General features: G+C 70.9%; 20 protein-coding genes. 7 read left to right on the top strand and 13 right to left on the bottom strand.

What is annotated here, in order from left to right; genetic code table 11:
• Nucleotides 1–44: 44 nt before the first annotated feature.
• Complete coding sequence (locus ACGFZA_RS21705) at nt 45–2,444, bottom strand: glycoside hydrolase family 9 protein (RefSeq protein ID WP_393681171.1); 2,400 nt, start codon at nt 2,442–2,444, stop codon at nt 45–47.
• A gap of 262 nt (nt 2,445–2,706) precedes the next feature.
• Between ACGFZA_RS21705 and ACGFZA_RS21700 the strand changes: the two genes are divergently transcribed.
• Genes ACGFZA_RS21700 through ACGFZA_RS21690 form a run of 3 tightly spaced genes read left to right on the top strand, consistent with a single transcriptional unit; the run spans nt 2,707 to nt 5,962 of the window.
• The gene (locus ACGFZA_RS21700) at nt 2,707–4,173 is read left to right on the top strand and encodes an APC family permease (protein WP_385273806.1); all 1,467 of its coding nucleotides are present in this window, start codon (nt 2,707–2,709) and stop codon (nt 4,171–4,173) included.
• On the top strand, nt 4,170–4,607 hold the full coding sequence (locus ACGFZA_RS21695; RefSeq protein WP_393681168.1) for a hypothetical protein: 438 nt from the start codon (nt 4,170–4,172) through the stop codon (nt 4,605–4,607). The genes ACGFZA_RS21700 and ACGFZA_RS21695 overlap by 4 nt, the downstream gene beginning before the upstream one ends.
• Nucleotides 4,607–5,962, top strand: a complete 1,356-nt coding sequence (locus tag ACGFZA_RS21690) for a dipeptidase (RefSeq protein ID WP_385273812.1) — start codon at nt 4,607–4,609, stop codon at nt 5,960–5,962. Before ACGFZA_RS21695 ends, ACGFZA_RS21690 begins: the two co-directional genes overlap by 1 nt.
• Nucleotides 5,963–6,086: 124 nt before the next feature.
• Here ACGFZA_RS21690 and ACGFZA_RS21685 read toward each other — a convergent pair whose 3' ends face one another.
• A complete protein-coding gene (locus ACGFZA_RS21685) occupies nt 6,087–7,907 on the bottom strand; it encodes a SpoIIE family protein phosphatase (RefSeq protein WP_385274021.1) in 1,821 nt (606 codons plus the stop codon).
• Between the two features lie 129 nt (nt 7,908–8,036).
• Nucleotides 8,037–8,198 (bottom strand): hypothetical protein, encoded by a 162-nt coding sequence (locus ACGFZA_RS21680; protein ID WP_326733509.1) that lies wholly within the window; start codon nt 8,196–8,198, stop codon nt 8,037–8,039.
• Nucleotides 8,199–8,477: 279 nt separating this feature from the next.
• Here ACGFZA_RS21680 and ACGFZA_RS21675 point away from each other — a divergent pair, with 279 nt between their 5' ends.
• Entirely contained in the window at nt 8,478–10,415 is a 1,938-nt protein-coding gene (locus tag ACGFZA_RS21675) for an ABC transporter ATP-binding protein (RefSeq protein WP_385273816.1), read from the top strand.
• 97 nt (nt 10,416–10,512) lie between these two features.
• Here ACGFZA_RS21675 and ACGFZA_RS21670 read toward each other — a convergent pair whose 3' ends face one another.
• A complete protein-coding gene (locus ACGFZA_RS21670; RefSeq protein WP_385273819.1) occupies nt 10,513–11,388 on the bottom strand; it encodes a PepSY domain-containing protein in 876 nt (291 codons plus the stop codon).
• A 78-nt stretch (nt 11,389–11,466) separates the two neighbouring features.
• Complete coding sequence (locus tag ACGFZA_RS21665; protein ID WP_393681164.1) at nt 11,467–12,864, bottom strand: APC family permease; 1,398 nt, start codon at nt 12,862–12,864, stop codon at nt 11,467–11,469.
• 368 nt (nt 12,865–13,232) lie between these two features.
• On the opposite strand from ACGFZA_RS21665, the gene ACGFZA_RS21660 reads away from it, so the two are divergent.
• Complete coding sequence (locus ACGFZA_RS21660; RefSeq protein ID WP_393681162.1) at nt 13,233–13,550, top strand: hypothetical protein; 318 nt, start codon at nt 13,233–13,235, stop codon at nt 13,548–13,550.
• Between the two features lie 227 nt (nt 13,551–13,777).
• Here the strand turns inward: ACGFZA_RS21660 and ACGFZA_RS21655 are convergent, their stop codons facing one another.
• The gene (locus ACGFZA_RS21655) at nt 13,778–15,367 is read right to left on the bottom strand and encodes a hypothetical protein (RefSeq protein ID WP_393681160.1); all 1,590 of its coding nucleotides are present in this window, start codon (nt 15,365–15,367) and stop codon (nt 13,778–13,780) included.
• Between the two features lie 149 nt (nt 15,368–15,516).
• Nucleotides 15,517–15,888 carry a hypothetical protein gene (locus ACGFZA_RS21650; protein ID WP_393681158.1) on the bottom strand — a complete coding sequence of 124 codons (372 nt, stop codon included), beginning with the start codon at nt 15,886–15,888 and terminating at the stop codon, nt 15,517–15,519.
• A 604-nt stretch (nt 15,889–16,492) separates the two neighbouring features.
• On the opposite strand from ACGFZA_RS21650, the gene ACGFZA_RS21645 reads away from it, so the two are divergent.
• Nucleotides 16,493–17,254: an SDR family NAD(P)-dependent oxidoreductase gene (locus ACGFZA_RS21645; RefSeq protein ID WP_393681156.1), complete on the top strand. Its 762-nt coding sequence runs from the start codon at nt 16,493–16,495 to the stop codon at nt 17,252–17,254.
• A 26-nt stretch (nt 17,255–17,280) separates the two neighbouring features.
• A complete protein-coding gene (locus ACGFZA_RS21640) occupies nt 17,281–17,682 on the top strand; it encodes a MerR family transcriptional regulator (RefSeq protein WP_393681359.1) in 402 nt (133 codons plus the stop codon).
• Here the strand turns inward: ACGFZA_RS21640 and ACGFZA_RS21635 are convergent.
• The 6 genes from ACGFZA_RS21635 to ACGFZA_RS21610 form a co-directional block, all read right to left on the bottom strand.
• Nucleotides 17,672–17,866, bottom strand: a complete 195-nt coding sequence (locus tag ACGFZA_RS21635) for a hypothetical protein (RefSeq protein WP_393681154.1) — start codon at nt 17,864–17,866, stop codon at nt 17,672–17,674. The genes ACGFZA_RS21640 and ACGFZA_RS21635 overlap by 11 nt on opposite strands.
• A gap of 102 nt (nt 17,867–17,968) precedes the next feature.
• Nucleotides 17,969–18,844, bottom strand: coding sequence for a phosphatidylinositol-specific phospholipase C/glycerophosphodiester phosphodiesterase family protein (locus ACGFZA_RS21630; RefSeq protein ID WP_393681152.1), 876 nt, complete (start codon nt 18,842–18,844; stop codon nt 17,969–17,971).
• A gap of 224 nt (nt 18,845–19,068) precedes the next feature.
• Nucleotides 19,069–20,187 carry an acyl-CoA dehydrogenase family protein gene (locus ACGFZA_RS21625; protein ID WP_385273841.1) on the bottom strand — a complete coding sequence of 373 codons (1,119 nt, stop codon included), beginning with the start codon at nt 20,185–20,187 and terminating at the stop codon, nt 19,069–19,071.
• Nucleotides 20,184–21,371 carry an acyl-CoA dehydrogenase family protein gene (locus tag ACGFZA_RS21620; protein WP_385273844.1) on the bottom strand — a complete coding sequence of 396 codons (1,188 nt, stop codon included), beginning with the start codon at nt 21,369–21,371 and terminating at the stop codon, nt 20,184–20,186. Before ACGFZA_RS21620 ends, ACGFZA_RS21625 begins: the two co-directional genes overlap by 4 nt.
• Complete coding sequence (locus ACGFZA_RS21615; protein ID WP_385273847.1) at nt 21,368–22,336, bottom strand: NADPH:quinone oxidoreductase family protein; 969 nt, start codon at nt 22,334–22,336, stop codon at nt 21,368–21,370. The genes ACGFZA_RS21620 and ACGFZA_RS21615 overlap by 4 nt, the downstream gene beginning before the upstream one ends.
• Before the next feature lie 176 nt (nt 22,337–22,512).
• Entirely contained in the window at nt 22,513–25,182 is a 2,670-nt protein-coding gene (locus tag ACGFZA_RS21610; RefSeq protein WP_393681148.1) for a beta-N-acetylglucosaminidase domain-containing protein, read from the bottom strand.
• Between the last annotated feature and the right edge of the window lie 133 nt (nt 25,183–25,315).

Below are 25,315 nucleotides of genomic sequence, written 5' to 3'. Positions count from 1 at the left end.
TGAGGGTGCTGTCCCGGCCGGGCCGGGGCAGCACCCTTCGTCGGTCAGCCGCACTCCGTCCCGTTGAGGGTGAAGGAGGACGGCGACTGCGCCGGCGCACCGGTGGCCTGGAATCCGAAGGAGACGCTGCCGCCCACCGGGATCCCCGCGTTGTGCGCGGCGTTCTTTACCGTGACGCGTGCCCCGGTCTGGGCGGCGGTCGCGTTCCAGGCGTTCGTGACCGCCTCGGCCCCGCCGAAGGCGAAACCCAGCTGCCAGCCGTCGACCGGGGCCGAGGCGGTGTTCCGGACGGAGACGTCGGCCGTGAATCCGCTGCCCCAGGACTGGCTGACGCGGTACGTGACCGCGCAGGAACCGGCCGGGCCCGGCGTGTCGGTCGGGTCGGGCGTCGGCGTCGGGTCCGGTGTCGTGGTCGGATCCGGGGTCGTGGTCGGATCGGGGCCGGGTGTCGGGTCCGTGCCGTCCGGTGTGCTCCCCCACTGCGGCGCCGTACCTTCCAGCAGCACCATGTGCGGCGCGTCCACCGGCGTGGTGCCGGGGGTCGTGGCCGACGCGGGGTAGGACCAGTCGTTCGCCGGGTCCCAGGCGCCGGCCGAGCTGATCCGGAACTGCACTTCCTTCCTGTACGCGGACTGGCCGGCCGGTGCGATGTCCGTGCCGGAGCAGTCCACGGTCACGTAGTAGACGTCGCCCGTGTCATGCGTGGGGCCGGTCACCTTGCCGCACTGGTTGTAGTTGGTGGTGAGGCTGATCTGTCCGGGCGTGACCCCGGGCTCCAGCGTGAAGTAGTAGCGCACCGACGCGTCGGTGAGGGCGCGCGCCGGCCACGCGGACCGGTTGACCAGGTACGCCTTGATCTCGGTGAAGTTGCTGCCCGCCGCGTTGACGGAGGCCTGGACGGACATCTCCGGCCCGTCCGGTGTCTCCCGCTGCGGGAAGTCCGCGAGCGGGGCTCCGCCGTACTCGCCGTAGAGCCGGGCCAGCGCTCCGGTGAAGGCCGCGTTGTAGTCGGTGGCGACCTCGTTGTTCACGTAGTTGGAGCGGTCGTCGGTGTACGAGTCGTCCGCAGCGCTGGGCCCGCCGACCAGTGCTCCGTACAGTGTGTGCCGGCTCTCCACGGGGTTGTTCATCTGGTCGGTCCACGAGCCGTGGGCGGTGCGGTGGTGCGGCTTGGTCGGCGGATTGCTGCCGAAACCGACCACGTAACTCGACTTGCGCGGGTTGTCGCCGAGCGCGTAGTCGATCTGGCGGACGGCGAAGTCGTGGTAGCGGGCCTTGCGGGTGGTGTCGGTCAGCCAGTCCGAGTAACTCAGCGCGACGAAGGCGGTGTTCGCCGCGTACCGCAGCGATCCCCAGCTGTCCAGAACGGCCTGGCCACCGGGCGAGTAGGCCACCCGCTGGCCGTTGACGCCGACCGTCCACCAGTCGAGCCAGCGGTTCGCGTCGTCGACGTACTTCTGCTTTCCCGTCAGCTGGGCGAGCAGCACGTACGCCCCGTAGGAACTGTCGTCCCAGGAGAGCGTCCAGCGGTAGGACCGGGTGCTGCTCTGCGGCTCGGTCGAGAGGTTGTCGTAGTACGACTCGGCCTTGGCGAGGTACGAGGCGTCACCGGTGGCCTTGTACAGCCAGATCGCACCCCAGACCAGCTCGTCGTTGTACCCGCTCCATGAGTTGTAGTACGCCTGCGCGTCGGTGATGCAGTCGCTGTACTTCCCGCGGTAGGTGTCCGCGAAGGTGTACAGCTGCTTCGCGTGGGTGATCAGCTTCGTGGCGTACGCCGGGTCGCTGTCGGCGAAGACCAGGGACGAGGAGGCCAGGGCCGCTGCTGTCTGGCCGGCCAGATCGGTGCCGGGGCAGGAGGCGTCGATCTTGTAGGCGGGACGCTTCATCGGCATCACCTCGGCCGGTCCCCACCACTTGTGGTCGTCCCCGCCGTTGCCCACCTGCCCGTACAGGACATTGGGCGACGGGTGCGCCTTGAGGAAGTAGTCGTCGACGAACCGGAGGTTGTTCCTCAGATAGGGAAGCTGGCCGGAGGCCGCGTAGGCGTCCTTCTGTTCCGCGCCTCCCCAGGCGAGCATGGTGGTGGAGAAGGCCATCGGCAGGCCGAACTTGACGTGGTCACCGGCGTCGTACCAGCCTCCCGTCAGATCCAGACCGACGTCCTTGCCGTCGTCGGGAGCGGAGTCGCCGCGCCAGCCGACCCGGTTGGTGCCGGGGAGCGTGCCCGACTGCTGCGCCTCGTAGAACAGCACGGATTTCTGCAGCGCCTCGCCGTAGGAGAAGGCCGGTGCGGCAGCGGCGTTGCCGGACAGCGACAGCGGGATCAGCAGACCGGCACCCAGGGCGAGAGCCAGCGCGATGGCACCGGGGCGGCGGGCGGACGGGCGGCTGCCGGTCCGTCGGTGTCGTCTTCGAAGGCTGGGGAGAGTGAGCAGGCGCATCGGAGCAATCCCTTCCGTACGGCGGTGGGGGCAAGGAACCGTGCAGGTGCGTGGGAGCGCTCCCAAAGGCGTTGCTCATGAAGCCAGCTACCGGGGAGGCTGTCAACAGTTCCGGCAGAAGCCGCTCGGGAAAGGGCACCTCACCGCCGCCGCCCGCGAAGTCGCCACCCATTCGGGTGACCCCGCGCGCGGACGGGCACCGGTCACCGGATGCTGACGGTCTGAACGCCCCGCGCCTGTGACGTTGCGACCGGAGGTATGCATGAGCGCGATGGACATGCCGGCTGACCTGCCAGAGGAAGCGGCGCGACCCGTAGCCAGAGCCCGTCCGGCGGCACCACGACTCAGCTGGCTGACGCTGGCCCTGATGACCACGGCATCGGTGGCGAGCCTGCGGGCGGCACCGACCATGGCCGTCTACGGGCTCGCCTGTGTCTTCCTCTACCTCGTCCCCGCGATCGTGTTCCTGCTGCCGACCGCCCTGGTCTCGGCAGAGCTGGCATCGGGCTGGCCGGGCGGTGTGTACCGCTGGGTGAGCGAGGGGCTCTCGAAGCCGCTCGGATTCCTCGCGGTGTGGTGCCAGTTCGCCATGACGATCTTCTACTATCCGAGCCTGCTGGCGTTCGTGGCCTCCACCATCGCCTACGTCATCGATCCGTCCCTGGCCTCCAACGGTCTCTACACCGCGATCGTGATCATGGTGCTCTACTGGACCGGCGTCTGGATCTCCTCGCAGGGCACCAAGGCCCTGGCCGGCCTCTCGTCCTGGGGACTCGTCATCGGAACACTCATTCCCGGCACGGTCCTGGTCGTGCTGGGCATGGTCTTCCTCGGGCAGGGCAACGGCTCCGCCGCCCCGATGACTTCCTCGCACCTCCTCCCCCAGTGGGCGGGGCTCGCCAGCCTCGTCCTGATCGTCAACAACTTCCTGTCGTACTCCGGCATGGAGATGAACGCCGTCCACGTCTCCTCGCTGAAGAACCCGGCGAAGGAGTACCCGAAGTCCATGTTCCTGGCGATGGGGCTGGTGCTGCTGATCTTCATCCTGCCCGCTCTGGCGATCAGCTGGGTGGTGCCCGCGAGCCAGCTGAGCCTGACGGCCGGTGTGATGCAGGCGTTCGACGCGTTCTTCGCCCACTTCCACGTCGGCTGGATGACGCCCATCGCCGCGGTGATGCTCGTGTCCGCGTCCCTGGCCGGCATGCTGACGTGGCTGGCCGGGCCCTCCAAGGGCCTGCTGGAGATCTCCCGCGCCGAGGGCTATCTGCCGCCGTACCTCCAGCGCCTCAACAAGCACGGGATCCAGCAGAACATCCTGGTCACCCAGGGTGTCGTGACGACCGTCATCGCCCTCATGTACGCGCTGATCCCCAACGTCTCCAACGTCTACTGGATCTTCTCGACCATCACCACACAGGTCTATCTGATCGTGTACCTGCTGATGTTCGTGGCGGCCATGCGGCTGCGGAGGACCCAGCCGGACCACCCGCGCGGCTACCGCGTCCCGGCGCTGAACGTGATGTGCGTGGTCGGGCTGCTGGCGTCCGCCGCGGCCCTGGCGATCGGGTTCGTGCCGCCCTCGCAGTTCGGCGGCGGAAGCGTCGGCGTGTACGTCCTCGTCATCGGCGGCGGGCTCGTCATCCTCGGCCTGCTGATCCCGTGGCTGTTCCTGAGACTGCGCAAGCCGGGCTGGCGCACGGCCGCCGCCGATGAGGAGGCCCTGTCATGAGCCCCACCCGATTCGCCTCGGAGCACCGCTGGCTGTACATCGGGGTGATCGTGCTCCTGGTGGCGCTCGCCGTCGTCGGTGTGATCCGGTACGAGACCGTCAAGACCGACAACCAGGCGACGAAGAAGGCCGAGCGGCTCGCCGACGCGGCCGAGGACGCCGGATACCGCCGCCCGGACGTGAACACCCTCAAGCGGACACTGGGCAACGACGGCGGCCAGGTCTGCGAGGACCCCGGCTCCGCCCTCAAGACAGCGCTGTGGAAGATCAATCTCGGCAACGGTGCCACCGGTCCCGGCATGCGCCCCGGCATCGAGGACAGCCGGGCGGTCCGGGCCGAGGCGAAGATCCTGGAGATCTACTGCCCGGACGAGCTGCACAGGATCCAGGACAAGATCGACGATCTCAAGACCGACGACACCGTGAGGCCCTGATGACCCCCGACGAACTCGCGGCCCGCGTCGACGGCCTGATGCCCCGCGCCCGGGCCGATCTGAGCGAGCTGGTTTCCATCCCCTCGGTAGCCGATCCGCGGCAGTACCCGCCCGAGGAGTGCCGCCGGGCCGCGCAGTGGGTCGCCGATGCCTTCACCGAAGCCGGCCTGCACGACGTACACCTCGTCGAGACGCCGGACGGCAGCAACGCGGTCATCGGCCACCGCCCGCCCCCGCCCGGCGCCCCGACCGTGCTGCTCTACTGCCACTACGACGTGCAGCCGCCGCTGGACGACGAGGCGTGGACCACACCGCCGTTCACCCTGACCGAGCGGGACGGCCGCTGGTACGGGCGCGGCACGGCCGACTGCAAGGGCAACATCGTCATGCACCTCACCGCGCTGCGGGCGCTCGGCGACGACCTCCCCGTCGGCCTGAAGTTCGTGGCGGAGGGATCGGAGGAACAGGGCACCGGCGGCCTGGAGGAGTACGTGGCCGCGCACCGCGAACTGTTCACCGCCGACGCCCTGCTGGTCTGCGACACCGGGAACGCGGCCGTGGGCGTCGGCACCGCCACCACTTCGTTGCGTGGGCTCGTGAACGTCGTGGTGACCGTCGACACCCTGGCCGGCGAGGTCCACTCGGGGATGTTCGGCGGCCCCGCTCCGGACGCGCTGGCCGCCCTGATCCAGTTGCTCTCCACACTGCGGGACCCGGAGTCGGGGGCGACGCGGATCGAAGGTCTGGACGCCTCGGACACCTGGGAGGGCGCGGGCTACGACGAGGAGCAGTTCCGTACCGACGCCGGTGTCCTGGACGGCGTCCCTCTCACCGGCACCGGCAGCGTCGCCGACCGTCTGTGGGCCCGCCCGGCGGTGACCGTTCTCGGGATCGACTGCCCACCGGTGGTCGGCTCGGCGGCCGCGGTACCGGCGACGGCCCGGGCCCGGGTCAGTCTGCGCATCCCGCCCGGAACCGACGCGGCGGCCGCCCGGACCGCTCTGACCGGCCACCTCACGACGGGTGCGCCCTGGGGTGTGCGGGTGAAGGTGGAGCCGGAGTCGGCCGGTTCGCCGTTCCGCGCGGCCACGGACGGCGCGGCGTACGGGGCTCTCGGCAGGGCGATGCACGCGGTGTACGGCAAGCCGATGACGTACCTGGGGCAGGGCGGGTCCATCCCGCTCTGCAACGTCCTCGCCGACGCGTACCCGACGGCGGAGATCATCCTGATGGGGGTCGAGGAGCCCCAGTGCCTCATCCACGCCCCTAACGAGAGCGTCGACCCCACCGAGATTCAGCACATGGCGCAGGTGGAGGCGCTGTTCCTGCACGAGTACGCCCGGGCGTTCCACTGAGCCGTGCCGTGGCGCCGCGACGACCACACCCGGCGAGGGCCGACCCGAGTGGTAGGTCGGGTGGGCCCTCGCCGGGCGACGCGACGGGCACTGCCCGGCGCAGGACGGGACGCGCGCGGCCGGGTCAGCTCGCGGCAGTGTCGTCGGAGTCCGCCGGAGGTGCTTCGACGAGGGCGAACCAGGCTGTCTTGCCCTCGGGTTCGGGGCGCACACCCCACTGGTCGGCCAGGATGTCGAGCAGCATCAGGCCACGGCCCGACGAGGCGAGTTCGCCGGGGGTCCGCTGATGGGGCAGCTCGTCGCCGCGGTCCATGACCTCGACGAGCAGCCGTCGATGGCCGGTCTCACCGGTGACGTGCGCGTTGAGGGCGCCGTCCTGATCGGTGTGGACGAGTACGTTGCCGAGGAGTTCGGTGGCCAGGAGCACCGCGGTGTCCACCTGGTCGGGCCGCGCCCAGTCGTGCAGCAGCGCCTTCAGTTCGGCCCGGGCCTCGGCGAGTCCCTCGCCCTGGTCCTGGCCCACGGTCAGCATCAGCCGGCGCCTGCTGACCTCCGCACGCGCCTGTCCGGGGTCGCGGCGCAGGAGCAGGAGGGCGATGTCGTCACCGTCGCGTGCGGTGTCGCCCTCCCGGTCCCCGGGGTCGGGGCTGAGTACGGACGCCATGAGCCGGTCGGCCATTCCTTCGAGGTCCTCGACGGGACCGGGCGAGAACGCGTCACGCACCCGGACCCAGCCGGTGTACATGTCATGGCCGCCGTTCTCGATCAGCCCGTCCGTGCACAGCATCAGGACCTCGTCGTCGTGCAGGCGCACGATGTCGACGGGATAGTCCTCCTCGCCGGGCATGAGTCCCAGCGGCAGGCCGCCGCTGACGTGCTTGATCAGACAGGTGCCGTCCGGGGTGCGCAGGACCGGGTGCGGATGCCCGGCCCGTGCGATGTGCAGGTCGCCGGTGGACGGATCGGCCTCGATGTAGAGGCAGGTGGCGAACCGGTCCTCGTCGAGAGTGGTCAGGAAGCGTGAGGCCCGCGCCAGTACGGCGTCCGGGCCGTGTCCCTCCGCGGCATAGGCGTGCACGGCCGTCCGCAGCTGGGCCATGAGCCCCGCCGCGTGCACGTCGTGGCCCTGGACGTCGCCGATGACCAGGGCGAGACGGCCGTTGGGCAGGTCGATGCTGTCGTACCAGTCCCCGCCGACCATGAGGCCTCCCCCGGTCGGCACGTAGCGGGTCGCCACGCTCAGTCCGGTCATGGCCGGGCCGTCGGTGCGCATACTCCCGCGCAGACCGCGGGACAGTTCCAGTTCCGCTCGGCCGGCCCGGGCCCGTTCGAGTACCTGGGCGATCATCCGTCCGGTCGTGGTCAGCAGGGCACGCTCGGCAGCGGTGAACTCCACGACCGTGCGGAAGGCGGCCAGCCAGACTCCGGTGACCCGTCCGGCGGTCACGAGCGGCACGAAACCCCATGCCTCGCGGTTGTTGCGGTCGGACAGGTGCCAGGTCGCCGGGAACCGGCGACGGTACTCCTCCCGGGAGGCCAGGTAGACGGCACGCCCCGTTCTGGCCACCTCGGCCGCGGGATAGCCGGTCGTCATCGGCATCCGGAACCCCCGGTCGGCTCCGCCCGGCCGGAAGCCGTACTGCCCGAGCACGTTCAGGTTTCCCTCGCCGATGCCGAACACGCACTGGCCGTCCAGCGGGAAATCGGGGGCGTACAGGGCGGCCACCAGCTTCAGCGCCTCGTCGAGCGAGTCGGCCTCGGCGAGGGCGTGCCCGGCGGAGAGCAGCCGGGAGTCGTGGCGCCTGGCCATCTCCCCCGTCCCGTCGGCCGTTACCTGCGGGTCCTGGGGCCCGGGCCGGGGCGCCTTCATGTGATTCAGGGCGTCGATCTGTCCCAGCTCCGCCTCGAACCCGCCCGGTGGCGGCTCATGCCGTTCACCACCCATCCGGCATCCCTTCGTCCCGATGTCGTCGGCGACTGTTCGTTCCATGCTCCGACGGGAGAGCCCGGTCCGCAGTGCGAGACGTCGTGGGAGTGGCGGGGCGCGGGGCCCCACGAGGCCGGTCCGGCGCTGCTACCGGTACGCGGCCGCCCTGCGCACGTCACTGAAGTCGATGGCCCGGTCGGCCTCGCGCAGCGTCTCCTCAGCCACCCGGCGCACCTCGGCCGGCACATCCCCGTGCTCTTCCACGAGTCCGGCGTAGATCGGCGCATCGGTACTGTCGGTGAAACTCACGTCGCACTGCCTCAATCGGTTGTGTTTGCCATCGTTCGGCCGGAAACAGGGGCCGATTCTACGTGGTCCACATCCTCTGCCGCAGACGGCACCGAGGAATGGGCGCCCAGGCGGCCGACCTGCGCTCTTGTCGCAGAATCCGGTCTTCGAGACCGCTCTTTCCCCGCCCTCACGGCGCAATCCGTTGACCTCAAGTGCGCTTGAGCTCATAGCGTTCCTTCTGCGCCCCGGTCCGTGTCCGGGAGCCACTCAGGCTTTTTCGCACCCCGGAGGCACCGTATGAGTATGGAAGTCACGGCGTGGTCATCGCTGCACAGCGCGATGAACGCCCAACAGGACCGCAGGCCCTTCTCGCGGGCCACCCTGCGCCGGATCGCCGACTTCGCCCGGCCGCGCCGCCGTGAGGTCTACCGCTTCCTGTTGCTGAGCGTCGTCATGGCGCTGCTGGCGGTGGCCACGCCGGTGCTGGCCGGCCGGGTGGTCGACGCGATCGTCCAGGGGAAGGAGAGCGGAACCGTCACGCGGCTCGCGCTGCTCATCGCGGTGATCGCCGTGGCCGAGGCGGGGCTCGGTCTGCTGACCCGTCTGCTGTCGGCCACGCTCGGCGAGGGCCTGATCCTGGATCTGCGGACGGCCGTCTTCGACCACGTCCAGCGGATGCCGGTCGCCTTCTTCACCCGGACCCGCACCGGCGCCCTGGTGAGCCGGCTCAACAACGACGTGATCGGAGCGCAGCGGGCATTCAGCAACACCCTTTCCGGGGTGGTCTCCAATCTGGTGACCCTGTTGCTGACGCTCACGGTGATGCTGACCATCTCCTGGCAGATCACCCTGCTCGCGCTCGTCCTGCTGCCGGTGTTCGTCGTGCCCGCCCGCCGGATGGGTTCCCGCATGGCGCGGATGCAGCGCGAGGCCGCCGCTCACAACGCGGCCATGGGCACGCAGATGACCGAGCGCTTCTCCGCCCCCGGCGCCACGCTCGTCAAGCTGTTCGGCCGGCCCGATGACGAGTCCGCCGAGTTCGCCGCCCGTGCGAGCCGGGTCCGTGACATCGGAATCCGTACGGCCATGGCGCAGTCCACGTTCATCACGGCGCTCACCCTGGTCTCCGCGCTGGCGCTGGCACTCGTCTACGGACTCGGCGGCTACTACGCGCTGCGCGGCAGCCTGGAACCGGGCGCCGTGGTGTCCCTGGCTCTGCTGCTGACCCGGCTCTACGCCCCGCTGACGGCGTTGGCGGGTGCCCGGGTCGAGGTGATGAGTGCCCTGGTGAGCTTCGAGCGGGTCTTCGAGATCCTCGATCTGAAGCCTCTGATCGCCGAGAAGCCGGATGCGCGCAGGGTGCCGGACGGGCCGGTGTCCGTGGAGTTCGACGGTGTCTCCTTCGGCTACCCGTCGGCCGACAAGGTCTCGCTCGCCTCGCTCGAAGAGGTCGCGACGCTGGACTCCCGCGGGGGTACCGAGGTCCTGCACGAGGTCTCGTTCCGCGCCGAGCCCGGCCGGATGGTCGCCCTGGTCGGCTCGTCCGGCGCCGGCAAGTCGACGATCGCGCAGTTGCTGCCCCGGTTGTACGACGCGGATTCCGGTGCCGTACGTCTCAACGGCATCGACGTGCGCGATCTGACCGCCGAGTCGATCCGCGAGACGCTCGGAATGGTCACCCAGGACGGGCACCTCTTCCATGAGTCGGTCCGTGCCAATCTGACCCTGGCCAGGCCCGGGGCCACCGAGGACGACATCTGGGACGCCCTGCGCCGCTCCCGGCTCGACGGCCTGGTGGCCTCGCTGCCCGACGGGCTCGACACGGTGGTGGGCGAGCGCGGTTACCGGCTGTCCGGCGGTGAGCGTCAGCGGCTGACAATCGCCCGGCTGCTGCTGGCCCGTCAGCGCGTGGTCATCCTCGACGAGGCGACCGCTCACCTCGACTCCACGTCGGAGGCCGCGGTGCAGGAGGCCCTGGCCGAGGCGCTGGAGGGGCGCACCGCGGTGGTGATCGCGCACCGGCTGTCGACCGTGCGGGCGGCGGACCTGATCCTCGTCGTCGAGGAGGGCCGGGTGGTCGAGCGCGGGACCCACACCGAGCTGCTGGCCGTGGGGGGCCGGTACGAGGAGCTGTACCGGACACAGTTCGCGTCGCCTGAGGCCGGGGAGGAGCCGGAGGCCGGAGTGGCTCAGAAGGCCGGGGAAGAGCAGGGGGCACACGCGAAATCCCTGTGATCCGGGCACAGGCCCGGACACCGCGCAGGGGAATGCCCCCGGTCCGTGCGAACCGGGGGCATTCCCCTGCGTGCGGTGGTGGCGGACCGAGCCCGGGTCAGTCGGTGTCGGTCTTCTCGGCGGTGACGGAGCCGGTGGCCGCGTCGACGTCGACCGTGGTCTCGTTCCAGCTCTTGTCCACGACGTCCACCGACCAGACGAGGACGTTCTTGTCGTTCTGGTCCAGGTCCAAGGACGTGACGGTGCCCTGCTTCTTGTCCGTTGCCGCCTTGGCCGCCTGCTGCGGGGTCTGCTTGGCCTTGGCGATCCAGTCGGCCGTGCGGCTCTTCTCGCCGGCGTCCTGTTCGGAGTCCTCGGTGGACTTGATCACCTTGCCGGACACGGCGTCGATGCGCACCATGTGCTCGGTGCCGTCCTTCGCGGCAACCGTCGCGACCCATTCCGGGCCGGTGGCGGCGGGCGAGGCACTCCCGCTGGGCGAGGCGGCGGTGCCCGTCGGCGAGGGACTCGCGCTCACCGACGGAGAGGCGGTCCCCGACGGCGAGGCGGTCCCGGACGGTGAGGCGGTCGCGGTGGGCGACGCGCTCTCCCGGTCGGTGTCGTCGTCCGACTCCCCCGGTCCCCGCAGGTCGAGCTCGATCACCTTCCCGCCGCTGACGGCACCCTCCGCCGTCGTGACGGCCTTGTCAAAAGTGATCTTGGTGGAGCCGAGGAGCGTCTTGCGGTCCTTCTGGTCCTTGGTCAGCGCGGCGCTCGGCGATGCACTCTTGCTCGCACTGTACGAAGGGGTCGCGGTCCGCTCCGGGACGGCGCGCGCGGCTTCCGAGGTGGCCGTGCCGGTCGAGGTGTCGCCGCCGTCCTGGCCACAGCCCGTGAGCAGGGCCGCGGCCAGGAGAACGCCTGCGGCGCCAGCGGCTCGGAGGCGCTGGGTGCGGAGGAATCCGGTGTTCTTGGGTGGGGAGTCACATGTCATGCCCGCATACCTAACCGCGCCGCAGGTCCGGCATGACGTGCCGCTGCCCGGTGTCACCCGATCACCGGAGAACCCGTCTCAGGCCTGCGCGTCCTCGGGGATGCTCACCAGCCACCGGGTCGCGCGGCGGGGCCTCAGGTACAGGGCCCAGTAGAGCGTGGCGACCGCGGTGATCCCGCCGGTCCAGAGCAGGTACTCGGTCTCCTGCTGGGTCAGGATGTAGGCGAGGACGAGGATGAGCAGCACCGGGATCGCGGGCCAGAGCGGCATGCGCCACGCGGGCGTGTCGCGGTGGGACCCGCGACGGCACAGCAGCGCCGCGACGGCCACCAGCAGGTACATGGCCGTGACGGAGACGCCGGTGACGCCGTACAGCGTGTCCAGGTTGACGAAGCAGAGGGCCGCTCCCGGTATGCCGACGACGAGCGTCGCCACCCACGGCGAGCCGAACCGGCCGAGGCGGGACAGGGCCCGGTTGACCGGGGCGGGCCACGCCTTGTCCCGGGCGGAGGCGAACAGCACCCGGGAGTTCTGGATGACCATGACGATGCCGGCGTTGATGATGGCGAGGGCGACGCAGAGGCTGACGAACGTGCCCACGGCCGAGTTGGACCACGCCTCCACCATGCCGCTGAGATCGCCGGAGGTGAGGGCCGCCAGGTCGGGCGCGCCCATGGTGATGGCGATGACGGGGACGAGGATGACGGCCGTCGAGATCGCGAGCGTGGCGAGGACGGTCCGGGCCACGTTGCGCCGCGGGTTCTCCAGCTCCTCCGAGAGGTACACGGCCGTGGAGAACCCCTGCGTGATGAAGAGGGCGATGGCGAGCCCGGAGACGACCATCATGGCGGTGACGGTCGAGTGCGGGCCGCCCGGCGAGGCGACGGAGCCGTGCACGAGAGCGGAGGCTCCCCGCTCGGAGTGGGCGAACCCGAGGACCGCGACGACCCCGGCGGCGATCACTTCCAGCACCAGGAAGATCCCGGTGATCCACGCGTTCGCGCGCAGGTCGAGGAGGCCCGCGAGGGTGGCCAGCAGCATGACGCCCGCCCCGGCCAGGGAGGCGGGGATGTGCACGAGGGGAGCGAGGTAGTCGGCGGTCCCCATGGCGATGACCGGGGGCACGATCATGACGACGAGCAGGGAGAGCACGAAGACGAGCCAGCCGGCGAGGCGGCCCGCCATCGTCGACACCATGGCGTACTCGCCACCGGCGCTCGGGATGAGCGTGCCCAGTTCCGAGTAGCAGAAGGCCACTGCGATACAGAGCAGCGAGCCGATGGCGATGGTGAGCGCGGTGTATGTGCCGAGGTCGGAGAAGAGGTCCGGCACCACCACGAAGAGGGTGGAGGCGGGAGTCACGCAGGAGAGCGTGAGCAGGGTCCCCCCGACGACGCCGATGGAACGCTTGAGCTTCTGCGGGGTGGGTCCGGTCGCGGGGGCGAGCGCCTGGGGAGCGCTGAGCGTATCGGTCATCGAGTCGGGTTCCGATCAACAGGTGCGAGGTCTGAGCGCGGGAGCGGTATCGCCTCCGGACGAGGTGTGATGAATGTTTCCGGTGCTCCCAGCGCGTCATGCAATACCGACGCGTTCCGCAGGTCAATAGCAGGTTTCCTACGGAATTCGTTGCCTGGAGATCATCGATCAACGGTTTACCGTCAAGATCGCGTCAGGGCAACGGGATCGGCCGCTGCGGGAACCGCAGGACGGACGCTCGAAAAATTTCGTTCAAATCCACTGGTCGTTCACCCCGGGGCCGGGGCCGGAGCGCTACGGGCCCGCGCGGTTCGGGGACTTGTCACCCGTGGGTCGCGATACGCCGGCTTTGGTGCGAGCCTGGATGCATGACCTGGGCGTCCTGGACGACACGCGGAGTTTATTCCGGGCACGGCGGCGTGCTCACCGAAGAGGTCGGGCCGCTGTCCGGCGACCTGACCGTCCACACCACGTGGGCCGAGGGCACGGCACAGATCACTGTGCAGTACACGGATGCGGCCGACTGGTTCACGATGTCGGGGAGTCCTGTGCCCTGTCCTTCGGAGGAGGCCAGCCGTGAGCTGCACGAGGCCGCGGTGGAAGCGGTGCGGCGGGGCTCGGCGGCGACGGTCCCGGCCGCACAGCCCGGAACGGACCTCGCGGCGGGGGAAGCGGCCACGGAGTAGCGGCGCAGCCGCGCGTACCCGTACGCGGGTGCGTACGGGTACGCGTCGCTGGGACGGGTGGCGAAACGCCGGTGCACCCTCCGCGGGCGGCCCTGCGTCGGCCCGCCTTCTTCACGTATCCCAGGTACCTGGAGCCTCAGCCTGAAGTTTGGCGACACCGGCCGGCGCCCGAGACTGTTGCCCCCGGGCCGCGGCCGGCTGAGCGCACCCTTCCGCCCGGCGGGGGGTCACGGGGCGTCGCGGACCGCCACGATGCCGTTGAAGACGCCCACGTACGCCGTTCCGTCGGGGCCGATGGTGACCGGTGCCCAGTTGTTGTCGTACGAGATTCCCGTGCCGGTGAGTTTCGACCAACGGCGTTCCCCGGTGCGGTAGTCGACCGCGGTGAGGTACCAGGCGTCGATGCCGAGGGCATGGGGCTGCTTCTCGTAGAAGTAGAGAAGGCCGTTGGCGGTGGACAGCTTGGGGACGGTGGAGGGCGAGCGTACGGCGCTGTCCCAGACCGTGTCGCAGCCGCTTCCGTCGGGTCGTACGTCGATGCGGGCGACTCCGCCGACGACGCTGCGGCCCAGGAGGAGCGTGCCGACGTTCTCGTAGCCGTAGTTGTTCTCGACCACGAGGCTGTTGCCCCAGCTGATCATGGAGTTGTCGGTGGTGGAGGCTCCGGAGCCGAAGACGGGGACCTTGCAGACGAGGCGGTGGTCGTCGGGGAGGCCCGGGGCGCGGCGGAAGACGAGGACGTTCATCCGGTCGTCGGCGTTGTCGGTGATCGCGACGTAGTCGTCACCGGCACCGAAGAGGTCGGGAGTGGTGCCCGAACCCTGGTTCACCGAACCGGGTTTGGTGCCCGTCCCCCGGTCGTACGTCTGTCGCCACTGCACCCGCGGGGTGCCGTCTGACGCCGTCGCGAAGCTGTACAGGGCGTGGTCCGTGACGATCGAGACGCCGTCCTCGGCTACGGAGAACGAGTTCTGGATCTCCTCGCCGGTGAGCTGCACGGACCGGATCGTGGAGGTCTGCGGGTCCACCGTGCCGACCCGGCCGAGGCGGGTCACCCACCAGATACGGCCCTGCCAGTCGGGCATGACAGAGGTGACGGGGTCGCAGGTGCCGCTCGGGTACAGGTTCGTCCAGCTGACGCAGTCGTGCGGCACCTGGCCGGTGAGGTCCCAGTCGTCGACGACGGTGAACCGCCAGCTCCCGTCCGCCGCTTGTTCGTGCGCGATCCGCTGGATGTGCTGGCGGGAGTCGGCCAGGACCACCCGGTCCTGGTTGTCGAGGTAGAAGTAGGCGCCTCCCGAGGTGTCCTTGAAGATCTTCGAGAAGTCGAGCCGGGTGATGGCCTCGACGGTCGAGGAGCGCTGCGGCAGGGCGTACTCGGCGAGGGTGTCGAGGGTGCGCGGGTCCAGGAGTTTGAGCAGGAATCCGGTGAACGTGCCGCACACCGTGATCAGCCGGCCCGCCGCGTCGAAGGTGGCGGTGGCGCACTCTCCGCCCAGCGGCGCGATCTGTTCGCTGCTGACCTCCGGGTCGCGGCCGAGCGGTCCCGCGTACGGGTAGGTCCCGCTGCCCGCAGCGTCGGCGTGCATGCCGCTGCGGCCGTTCGGGGCGAGGAAGGGGTGCTGGGGCGGGGCCTGCCCCGGGACGGGCACGGAAGGGGCCGGGGCGCCCGTGTAGTCGCTGACCAGCCGGTGCCCGGGTGCCCGGGGAATCTCGGCCGCGGCGGCGGGCGCCCCGGACACCATGAACGCCGTGGCGCACAGGGCGAGTACCAGGGCCGGCACTCGGAAGGGGCCACTTCTGGACTGCGGGGACATCGGACTCCTCGGTCGGGGCGGGGGTCGTGCCGCCGCCCGACGCTAGGACGAGGTCCTTGAGGTGTCCATGGAAGTGCAGGGCGTTTCATGGACACTTCACGACGGCGCAACGTCGCCGGACCGCGCGCCCCGCCCCGCGTTCCGGGGTCTCAACGCCGCCCGCCGGTGCGGCGGTCGAGCATCTCGCGCCTGATCGCCGCCGCTGTGGTCCTGGCCCGGTCCGAGGCAGCTCTGCGGTCGGACTGGGCCGGCACGAAGCGGTGCAGTGGATGCGCGCAGTGCGGGCACGGGGAGTCGGTGGTGATCAGCCTGCCGTCCTCGCAACGCGGCTCTGCGCAGCGTCCCGGCCGCAGCAGCGCCTCGGCGATCTCCAGGGGCTGCCGCCGACGCCCTTCCTCGTCCTTCTCCTGAAGCGCGTGGGACCAGCGGGCGTTCCACCGGCGCTCGACCCGGTCCAGGAGCTGATCGGGAGTGCGCCGGCCGAGCTCCCGCCGGATCAGCGCCACGAGTTCACTCGGCAAGCGGCCGCCGAACTCCCGCATGAGGGCCGGTGGCAGCGCATGGAGGAGATAGCCGACCGGGTCGGCGCCCGGTCGTTGCCGTCGCGGGCACTGGCAGTCGCCGTCGGCTGCTAGCGGCGTGCCGCAGCGGCCGCACAGTCCGCGACAGTCACCGCAGAGCCCGTGGTCGAGGCCGTCCAGATGCGGGGCGGGCGCCCGGCCGCACTCCCGGCAGCAGGAGGCGCAGAGTCCGCAGAGGCGCTCGCCGCCGACGGACGTCGTCCAGGGCCGTTGCTGACACCGGCAGCAGCGGCTGCTCCTGCAGTGCTCGTGATGGACGGCGCCCGGGTCGCGTCCACATGGGGGGAATGACATGGCTGTGCTCTCCGGGTCCCGGCTCGGTGCGGCGCCCGGCGGCCGTTGCCGCGCCGGGCGGGACCGCGGTCCGACCCGTCCCGCGCCCACCGGACCGTTGCACGCCCGCACGCCCAAGAACCCCGATTGGCGGCATCATGTGATGAATTGATCGCAATGATCATACTGAGGCACCCACCGGGACCGTTCGTGCGCATTTTCAGGCCGGGACTTGACCTTGCCGCTGGCGGCAGGGTTGCACGATCACGGCATGAACAGCAGCTCAGCGGCTCCTCTCGGCCGCATCGTCGCCATCACCGGGGCCGGAACCGGCATCGGCCGCGCCACCGCCCACGCCTTCGCCGCCGCGGGGGCCGCCGTGCTGGCCGTCGGCCGCCGCCGCGGCCCGCTCGACGAGACCGCCTCCGGCAATGACCGGATCGTGCCACTGGTGGCCGACATCACCGGCCCGGGTGAGCCCGAGCGCATCATCCGCACCGCACAGGAGACGTACGGCCGGCTCGATGTGCTGGTCAACAACGCCGCCCTGGTCCGCGGCGGCCCACTCGGCGCCCTCACCACCGAGATGATCGAGCCGCAGATCGCCACCAACCTGGTCGCGCCCATGCTGCTCTCCCAGGCGGCGCTGCCCCTGCTGGAGGCGTCCGGCGGTGTCATCGTGAACGTCAGCACGTCGATCGGGCAGCGGGCCTGGCCGGGCAGTTCCGTCTACGCGGCGACCAAGACGGCCCTGGAACTGCTCACCCGCAGCTGGGCGGTCGAGCTCGCACCCCGCGGCATCCGTGTCGTGGCGGTCGCCCCCGGCGCGATCACCACACCGATCGGGGAGCACCAGGGACTCAGCCCGGAACAGCTGACAGCACTCCGGGAGTGGCAACTGGCACACACACCACTGGGCCGACTCGGCAGGCCCGAGGACGTGGCCCGCTCGATCGTCCATCTCGCCTCACCGGCCTCCTCGTTCATCACCGGTGCGATTCTCGCCGTCGACGGCGGCGCGGTAGTGGCGTGATAGGACTGCACCGGGAGGTGGTGGGGGTGCTGATCGGCGAGCTGGCCGAGGCCACCGGCACGACCGCGCGCGCCTTGCGCCACTACGAACAGGCCGGACTGATCACCTCGCGGCGGGCAGCCAACGGATACCGCGTGTTCGAGAAGCGGACGGTGGTCCGTGTCCGCAACATCCGTCATCTGCTGGACGCGGGACTCACGGTGGACGACGTGCAGGTGTTCCTGCCCTGCCTGGACGGCGACGTGCTCACGGCCCCGCACTCCGACCGGGGGCTGCGGATCGCCCGTGAGCGGCTGGCAGTCCTCGAAGCGCGCATCGCCGCCCAGACCGAGGCGAGGGACCGGCTGGCCACGGCGCTTCAGACCCTGTCCGGTGACCCGGCCCTCCACGACGGATCCACAGGCTCCGGCGGTGCAGTCAGGGCTTGATGCTGCTGACGACATCGGCGGTGGCCGTGATGCCCTCCTGGATGGTGGGGGCCATGCTCGTGCCCGCGAGGAAGAATCCGAGCAGCGCGCAGACCAGGGCGTGCGAGATCTTCAGTCCGCCGTTGCGGAGGAAGATCACCGCGAGAATCAGCATCAGCAGCACCAGTGAGATCGAAATGGCCATGGCCAACCTCCTCCGCCGCGCCGGAATTGCGGCATTCGCCGTCAGTTTGGCGTAGCGGAGGAGCCATCCGGCGCACTGGCGTGTACGCCAAACGGGTACGGCCTACCTCGCGTCCGGGCCGTGGGTGCGCAGGAAGCGGGCGAGGCCCGCGAGGTCGTCGCTGTTGAGGTGGTCCACCCCGGCCGCCAGGAGCTCCGACCAGACCGCCTCGCGCTCGGGGCCCGGCACATCGGGGGTCGCCCAGAAGCGCACCCGCTGCCCCGCGCCGTGCGCGGCGGCGGTGATCGCGCGCACCGCTTCCCGTTCCGCGGGCGGGATCGGCCCCTCACCCAGCCAGCTGAACGTTCCCGTCCAACTGCTGCTGATGAGGGGGATGAACGAGGAGGTGGCCGCGGTGCCGAGGTCGTCGAGCCTGCCGTCGTAGAAGGCGTACCGGGTGTGCTGGGCCTCCATCGGCGCACGCGCCGCCCGGTCGCCCGAGATGACGGCGGTGACGGCTCCCTGCCGCACCCGGCCGTGGGAGTAGGAGGTCAGCATCTGCCGGTGGCGGCGCAGTTGACGGTCCAGTTCCGCGTAGGCGGCCTCGCCGTCGGTCTTGATGTCGATCAGCAGCTGCACCGGCGTCCGGTCGCCGTGGAACACGGTGCCGTGGTGGGCGCGGACCCTGGCGAGGAGGGGATCGAGGTAGAGCGCGGAGAGGGTGCGGGCGGGGTCGAGGTCGGTGGCCTCGTGCGCGACGAGGAGTTCGCCGTCCACCAGGAAGATGTCCGCCTCGACACTGGTGAACCCCTGGGCCAGTGCGTCGTGGAGCGGACGGGGGTGCAGATAGTCGTTGTGCGCGTGCGCGTGGCGCAGGGGGCGCGGGCCCCGAGCGGGCGGAGGCTCGCTCGCGGCGGCCGTCCGAGGGGGAACGAAGCTGCCGGCGGCCGCGGTGGCCAGAGCGGTGGTGACGACGCGGCGGCGGGTGGGGAACGCCATGGAATCTCCCGGTTGCGAGGCGTGCCGGACGGGCGGACGCGACCGAGTATGGAAGCGCCACACCTCAACCTGGTTGCGAACGAACAGAGTTGGCTCGTTCGCCGCCCGCCCGTCGGCCCGCGTTCCGCCCGCCGTGGCGTGATCCGTACGAAACGGCACGCCGCCCGCGCGACGGAGCGGGGGGCGCGTCTCCACTCCCCCCGCTCCGGGTCCGGCCGGATGCGCTACGGCGCGGGCAACTCCATCAGGGCGGCGACGGTTTCGCGGTGCCGTCCCGCCGTCCCGAAGGCGGTCGCGTCGGCCTTGGCCCGCTTCAGGTACAGGTGCGCCGGGTGCTCCCAGGTCATCCCGATGCCGCCGTGCAACTGGACGCACTCCTCCGCCGCGTGGACGGCGACCTTGGAGCAGTACGCCTGCGCCACGGCCACCGCCAACGGCGCGTCGGGGCTGCCCGTCGCCAGCGCGTCCGCGGCGTTGCGTGCCGCGGCCCGGGCCGACACGACTTCCAGCCAGAGCTGCGCCATGCGGTGCTTGAGCGACTGGAAGGATCCGACCGGGCGGTTGAACTGGTGGCGCTCCCGGGTGTGCCGGACCGTCTCGGTCAGGCACCACTCGGCGAGTCCGAGCTGTTCGGAGGCGAGCAGTCCCGCGCCGGCCAGCAGTCCCCGGTCCACCGCGGCCCGCGCCGCCGCGGCATCCGCGAGGCGGGTTCCGGCGGCGCCCGTGAGGGTGACGGTCGCGAGCGGGCGGGTGAGGTCGAGCGCGACCAGCGGCTGTACGACGACGCCGGGTGCGTCCGTGGCGACCGCGTAGAGGCCGTCCGTGGTGGGGATGAGCAGCACGTCGGCGGCCGCCGCGTCGGCGACCGGCCCGAGTGTTCCGTCGAGAGCTCCGGTCAGCACCGGCGTGTCGGACGCCGCGGCGGAGAAGGGTACGGCCGGCACCGCGACCTTGCGGCCCGCTGCCAGTTCGGCGAGCAGTCCGGCCGCCGGGCCGTCCTCGGCACCCAGCGCCAGAAGCGTCTCCGTGGCGACGACGGAGCTGGTCAGATAGGGCACGGGGGCGACGCTGCGCCCGAGCTCCTCAAGGACGACTGCGGCCTCCCGATGGGTGGCGCCCTGCCCGCCGAGCTTCTCGGGCACCAGCAGGCCGGCAGCGCCGATGCCGACGGCGAGGCCCTTCCAGAGCTGCGGGTCGTACGGCGTGTCGGACTCGGTGCGGGCGATCACCGTCGGCGCGTCGCACCGGTCGGCGAGCAGGGAGCGGACCGCGGCCCGCAGGTCCTCCTCGGCCTCCGAGTACAGCAGGTCGGGTGCCTGGCTCGGTTCGGTCTGTCCGGTCATCGGGAGAGGTCCTTCCAGGCGACGTCCTTGTCGTTGCGCGGCTCGGCGGGCAGACCGAGTACGCGTTCGGCGACAATGTTGAGCAGTACCTCGCTCGTGCCGCCCTCGATGGAGTTGCCCTTGGAGCGGAGGTAGCGGTAGCCGGCGTCACGACCGGTGAAGTCGACGTGGTCCGGGCGCCGCATGGTCCAGTCGCTGTACAACAGGCCTTCATCGCCAAGGAGTTCGACTTCGAGGCCGCTGATCTCCTGGTTGAGACGGGCGAAGGCGAGCTTCATGCCGGAGCCCTCGGGGCCCGGCTGCCCCGCGACGAGCTGCTGGCGCAGGCGCTCACCGGCGAGCCGGGCGACCTCGGCCTCGACCCAGAGGGTCAGCAGACGCTGGTGCAGGTCGTGGGTGCGCAGTTCGGGACGTTCGCGCCAGCTCTGCGCGATGGGGCCGATCATGCCGCCCTCGCGCGGGATGCGGGATCCGCCGATGGAGACACGCTCGTTCATGAGGGTCGTCTGTGCGACCTTCCAGCCCTCACCGACCGCTCCGAGCCTGCGGCTGTCGGGGATGCGGACGCCGGTCAGGAACACCTCGTTGAACTCGGCCTCGCCGGTGATCTGGCGCAGCGGCCGTACTTCGACACCGGGGTCGGTCATGTCACAGATGAAGTAGCTGATGCCGCGGTGCTTGGGCACGTCCGGGTCGGTGCGGGCGATGAGGATCGCCCAGCGCGCCACATGGGCGCTGGACGTCCAGACCTTCTGCCCGTCGACCACCCAGTCCTCGCCGTCCCGCACGGCGCGGGTTCCGAGGGCGGCCAGGTCGGAGCCGGCGCCCGGCTCGCTGAAGAGCTGGCACCACACCTCCTCGCCGACCCACAGCGGACGCAGGAACCGCTGCTTCTGTTCGTCGGTGCCGAACCCGAGGACGGTCGGGGCCGCCATGCCGAGACCGATGCCGATGCGGCGGGGGTCGTTGTCCGGAGCGTTCGCCTCGGCGAGTTCGGCGTCGACGACGGGCTGGAGGGAACGCGGCGCGTCGAGACCGCCGAGTCCGGCCGGGTAGTGCACCCAGGCGAGTCCGGCGTCGAAGCGCGCCTTGAGGAAGTCGGTGCGGTCGGTGGTCGCCGGGGGGTGCGCGGCCAGCAGTTCACGGGTGCGGCGGCGCAGTTCGGCGGCGTCGGGGGCGGTCATCGGGCGGCTCCTGACGGGAGGACGACGATGCGGCCGGTGCTGGTGCCGTCGGCGACGCGCTGGACGGCGGCCGCCGCCCCGTCCATGGCGACCCGTTCGCTGATCAGCGGCTTGATGACGCCCTGAGCGGCGAGCCGGGTGAGCTCCTCGTGGCAGTCGCGGACCGCCTGCGGGTCCTTCGTGTTGTACAGACCCCAGTGGAGCCCGACAACCGAGTAGTTCTTCACCAGGGCGTGGTTGAGCCCCGGGGTGGGAATGACGCCGCTGGCGAAGCCGACGACGATCACGCGGCCCTCGAAGGCGATGCACTTCACGGACTTGGCGTACGCGTCGCCGCCCACCGGGTCGTACACCACGTCGGCGCCACGCCCGCCGGTGAACTCCTTGACCGCGGCGACGATGTCCTCGGTGCGCCGGTCGATGACCAGGTCGCAGCCGAGCTCGGTGGCGATCTTGGCCTTCTCCGGACCGCCCACCACACCGATGACGGTGGCTCCGGCGGCCTTGCCGAGCTGGACGGCCGCACTGCCGACGCCACCGGCCGCGGCGTGGACCAGCAAGGTCTCGCCCGCCTGCAGACGCGCCCGGCGGTGCAGCCCGAACCAGCCGGTCTGGTAGCCGATATGCAGGGCTGCCGCCTCGGCGTCGTCCAGGCCGTCCGGGGCCGGCAGCAGGGCCGCCTCGTCCGCGACGACGTACTGGGCGAATCCGCCGTTCGGCAGGGCGGGGGTGGCGAGCACCCGGCGCCCGTCCTCGGTTCGGCCGCAGATCTCCACACCGGGCGTGAACGGCAGCGGGGGCCGCACCTGGTACTGGCCGCGGCAGAGCAACGCATCGGGGAAGTTGATGTTCGCCGCGAGCACCTCGATGAGCACCTGCCCGTCGCCGGGCGTCGGCCGGTCCGTCTCTTCGAGCCGCATCACCTCGCTCGGCTCGCCGTTCCGGTGCACTCGCCATGCCTGCATGAAGGGCCTCCACAACACTGTCGGCATTACCACTGCTCCGGCGCATACTAAGCGGTCGCTTGCCCCTGTGGGAACAACCTGCGGGTGACCGATTCGAGCGGGCCGCGGCATGGGCGTGCGCCCGGCCCCGCCCCGGAAGGGTGCGGCGGCGCCGGGCGCACGGCCGAGCAGTACCGCTACTTGCCGACCACGACCTCCGCGATGACGGGCGCCGCGGACCCCGGTCGCCAGGCCAGACGTACCGCGTCGGCGGTCCGGCCGGCGGCGTCGACCTTTGTGTAGGCGCCGTCGAGCGCGCCGATGGTCCGCCAGCTCCCGTCAGCGTTCCGCAGCTGGATGTCGGCCGCGGCCCCGGAGCCGGCCGGCTGGAGGACCGTGACCGCGCCGACCGCGCGGGCGGCCACGAGGTTCACCTCCAGCGACTCGCCCGCCTCGGGTGCGCGCGCGGCCCGGTACACGCTGGCCGGGTCCCCGTCCGCAGCCGAACGCAGGGCGGATCCGGCGGCTGCCGGCGGGTTGCCCGCGATCTCGCCGTCCGTGGTCGCCACCCTGAATTCGCGGACGACGACCCAGCTGTCCTGGCCGGCGGTCGCCCTGGCCCGCACATAGCGGGCCTCGGTGCCGGCGGGAACGGTCGCGGTGACATCCGGCCGGCCGGAGAACTCGGTGAGCTTCGTCCAGTTCTGCCCGTCGGACGAGTACTCCAGCACCCCCGCGTGGAGATAGTCGTCGGTGCTGCCGGGCTTGGCCATGGCGAGGGTCACATCGCCGATGTCCCTGGCCTCCCCGAGGTCGACGGTGAGCTGGTCGCCCTCTGCGGGCGCGCCGTCGCTCCAGAAGTAGGTGGAGTCGTCGCCGTCGAGCATCCTGGCGAGGGTGTTGCTCTGATAGGTGCCGAGGCTCGTCGACGCCGTCGGCCGGCCGCTCACGCCGAGGATGCGGTCGTGCTCGGCGGTGGCCGCTTCGATGAACCCGTCCAGCATCCCGTCACCCACGAGGACCGGTACCTTGCCCCCGCCGAGCCCGGTGTACGTGAACGACTTCGCGCGCTCGACCTCGGCGGGCAGCTGCTGTCGCAGCTCCCAGGCCAGGGCGCCGTTTCCGGCACGGGCCGCCTCGACCATGCGCAGGGCGGTGCCCGACGCGGCCGCCCAGGCCTCCGTAGCGTCCAGCCAGGGGCCCGAGTCCTCGATGAATCCGCGGTCCGGGAGGTCCGCGCGCAGCCGGGCAGGGGCGGCGCCGAGGGCGGTGAGCACGGAGGTGAGCCGCTTCGCGTCACCGGACTTCCAGTAGCGGGCGAACTCCGCGGCCAGTTCCGGCGCCTTGTCTGTGTTGAGTGCCGAGCTGTAGTTGACGTCGGCGAAGGCGCGCAGGGCCTTCTCGGTCCGCGCGTCGCCGCCCGCGTACTCCTTGAGCCCCCTGCCCCACGAGGTGCGCGGGTCGTAGGCCCCGTCGTTCCAGGCGTAGTCCGCGACGGTGTAGAGGGAGAGCTTCGAGGCGTACGGCTGGATCATCGGGTTGGCGGTGATCCCGGCCAGTCGGCCCGGCAGCCCCTTCTCCCGGCCGTTGAACGGGCCGAGCAGCAGCCGGTTGGTCGCGTAGTCGTTCACCGGGTAGTTGTCCCAGGTCAGGATCGGATGCCCGAACACCTTCCGGGCGGCGTCGGCCTGAGCGACCGTCATGGTCGGGGCGACCACACCGACGCCGGTCCACTCCACCAGCACGTCCGGGTCCAGCTGTTCGGAGAGAGCCGCCTTGTACGGGGACGGGGCCACGTTGTAGTACTCGGTGGGAACCATCTGGAGGGGCTCGGCACCGGGGTGGGTGGCGATGAACTCCTGGTTGACCTTGTTCAGCAGATACGCCTGCGCGGCGCCTGCCGCACCGCCGCCGGTTCCCCACTTCGCCTTGTCGGCGTCGCAGTTCCAGTTCGTGTAGCTGATGTCGTCGAGCGGCACCGCGAAGGTGCGCACGCCGATGTCCCAGATGGTCTGGAACTTGTCCACGAGCGCCTTCGCATCCGCGTCGGAGCTGTAGCAGACCGACAGGCCGGGAGAGAGGGCGTAGGTGAACTCCACATGCCGCTGGACGGCCCGGTCGGTGAGGTCCTTGATCTGCGCCAACCGGTCGGCCGGGTAGGGGTCGCGCCACTTCTCGCGGAGGTAGGCGTCGTCCTTGGGCGAGTAGACGTAGATGTTCATCTTGTGCTCGCCGTAGTAGTCCAGCTGATCGAGGCGGGCCTCGTGGGACCACGGCGTGCCGTAGAAGCCTTCGATGACGCCGCGCAGCGCGGTGCCGGGCCAGTCACGCACCGCGAGACCGCCGACCTCGGCCCCCGGATGCGCGCGCTGCGGCAGCACCTGGCGCAGGGTCTGCGCCGCGTAGTACGTGCCGGTGGTGTCCTTGCCGGCGAGCACGATGCGGCCCGCCCCGATGCCGAGGACATATCCGTCGGCGGGCAGGGCCGAGGGGTCTTCGAGCTTCTGGGCCGCGAGTGCGGCGGCGTCGCCGACGTGGACGTTGAGCCCGTGCGCGGCGGGCCGTGCGGCACGGACGACCCGCTGCGCACCGGCCTTGCGCAGGGCGGCCGTCACCACGTCGAGCGTCGGCTCGTCGGCCGTCCCGCCGGCGACCAGGGTGACGGTGGGAGTGATGGTGATCCGGTCGGTCCGGTTCTCGACGGACTGCGGGGTGGGGGTGATGGACGGGGTGTCCCGGGCCTTGGCCGGGGTGCCGTCCGGTCTGTGCCCGGCCGCCTGAGCGAGGGGCCCGGTGGTCAGCAGACCGCCGACGAGCAGGGCCGCCGCGGCGGCGATTGCGGTGAGGCGGGGTGGGCGAGGCGTCACAGATCCTCCATCGGTCACTCAAGTCACCAGAGTCGCGCAACACAACGAACCGAATTCAACATCCTGTCGCTTGCATGTCAATGGTCTGGACAACATCAGCGCGTGGACCTGGACTTTTGTCTCGGAGACCTGG

It is taken from the genome of Streptomyces sp. NPDC048211, assembly GCF_043202315.1.
Taxonomy (GTDB): Bacteria; Actinomycetota; Actinomycetes; order Streptomycetales; family Streptomycetaceae; genus Streptomyces.
The sequence above is the reverse complement of the archived record's forward strand: the minus strand, read 5'-3'. Positions and strand labels throughout refer to the sequence as shown.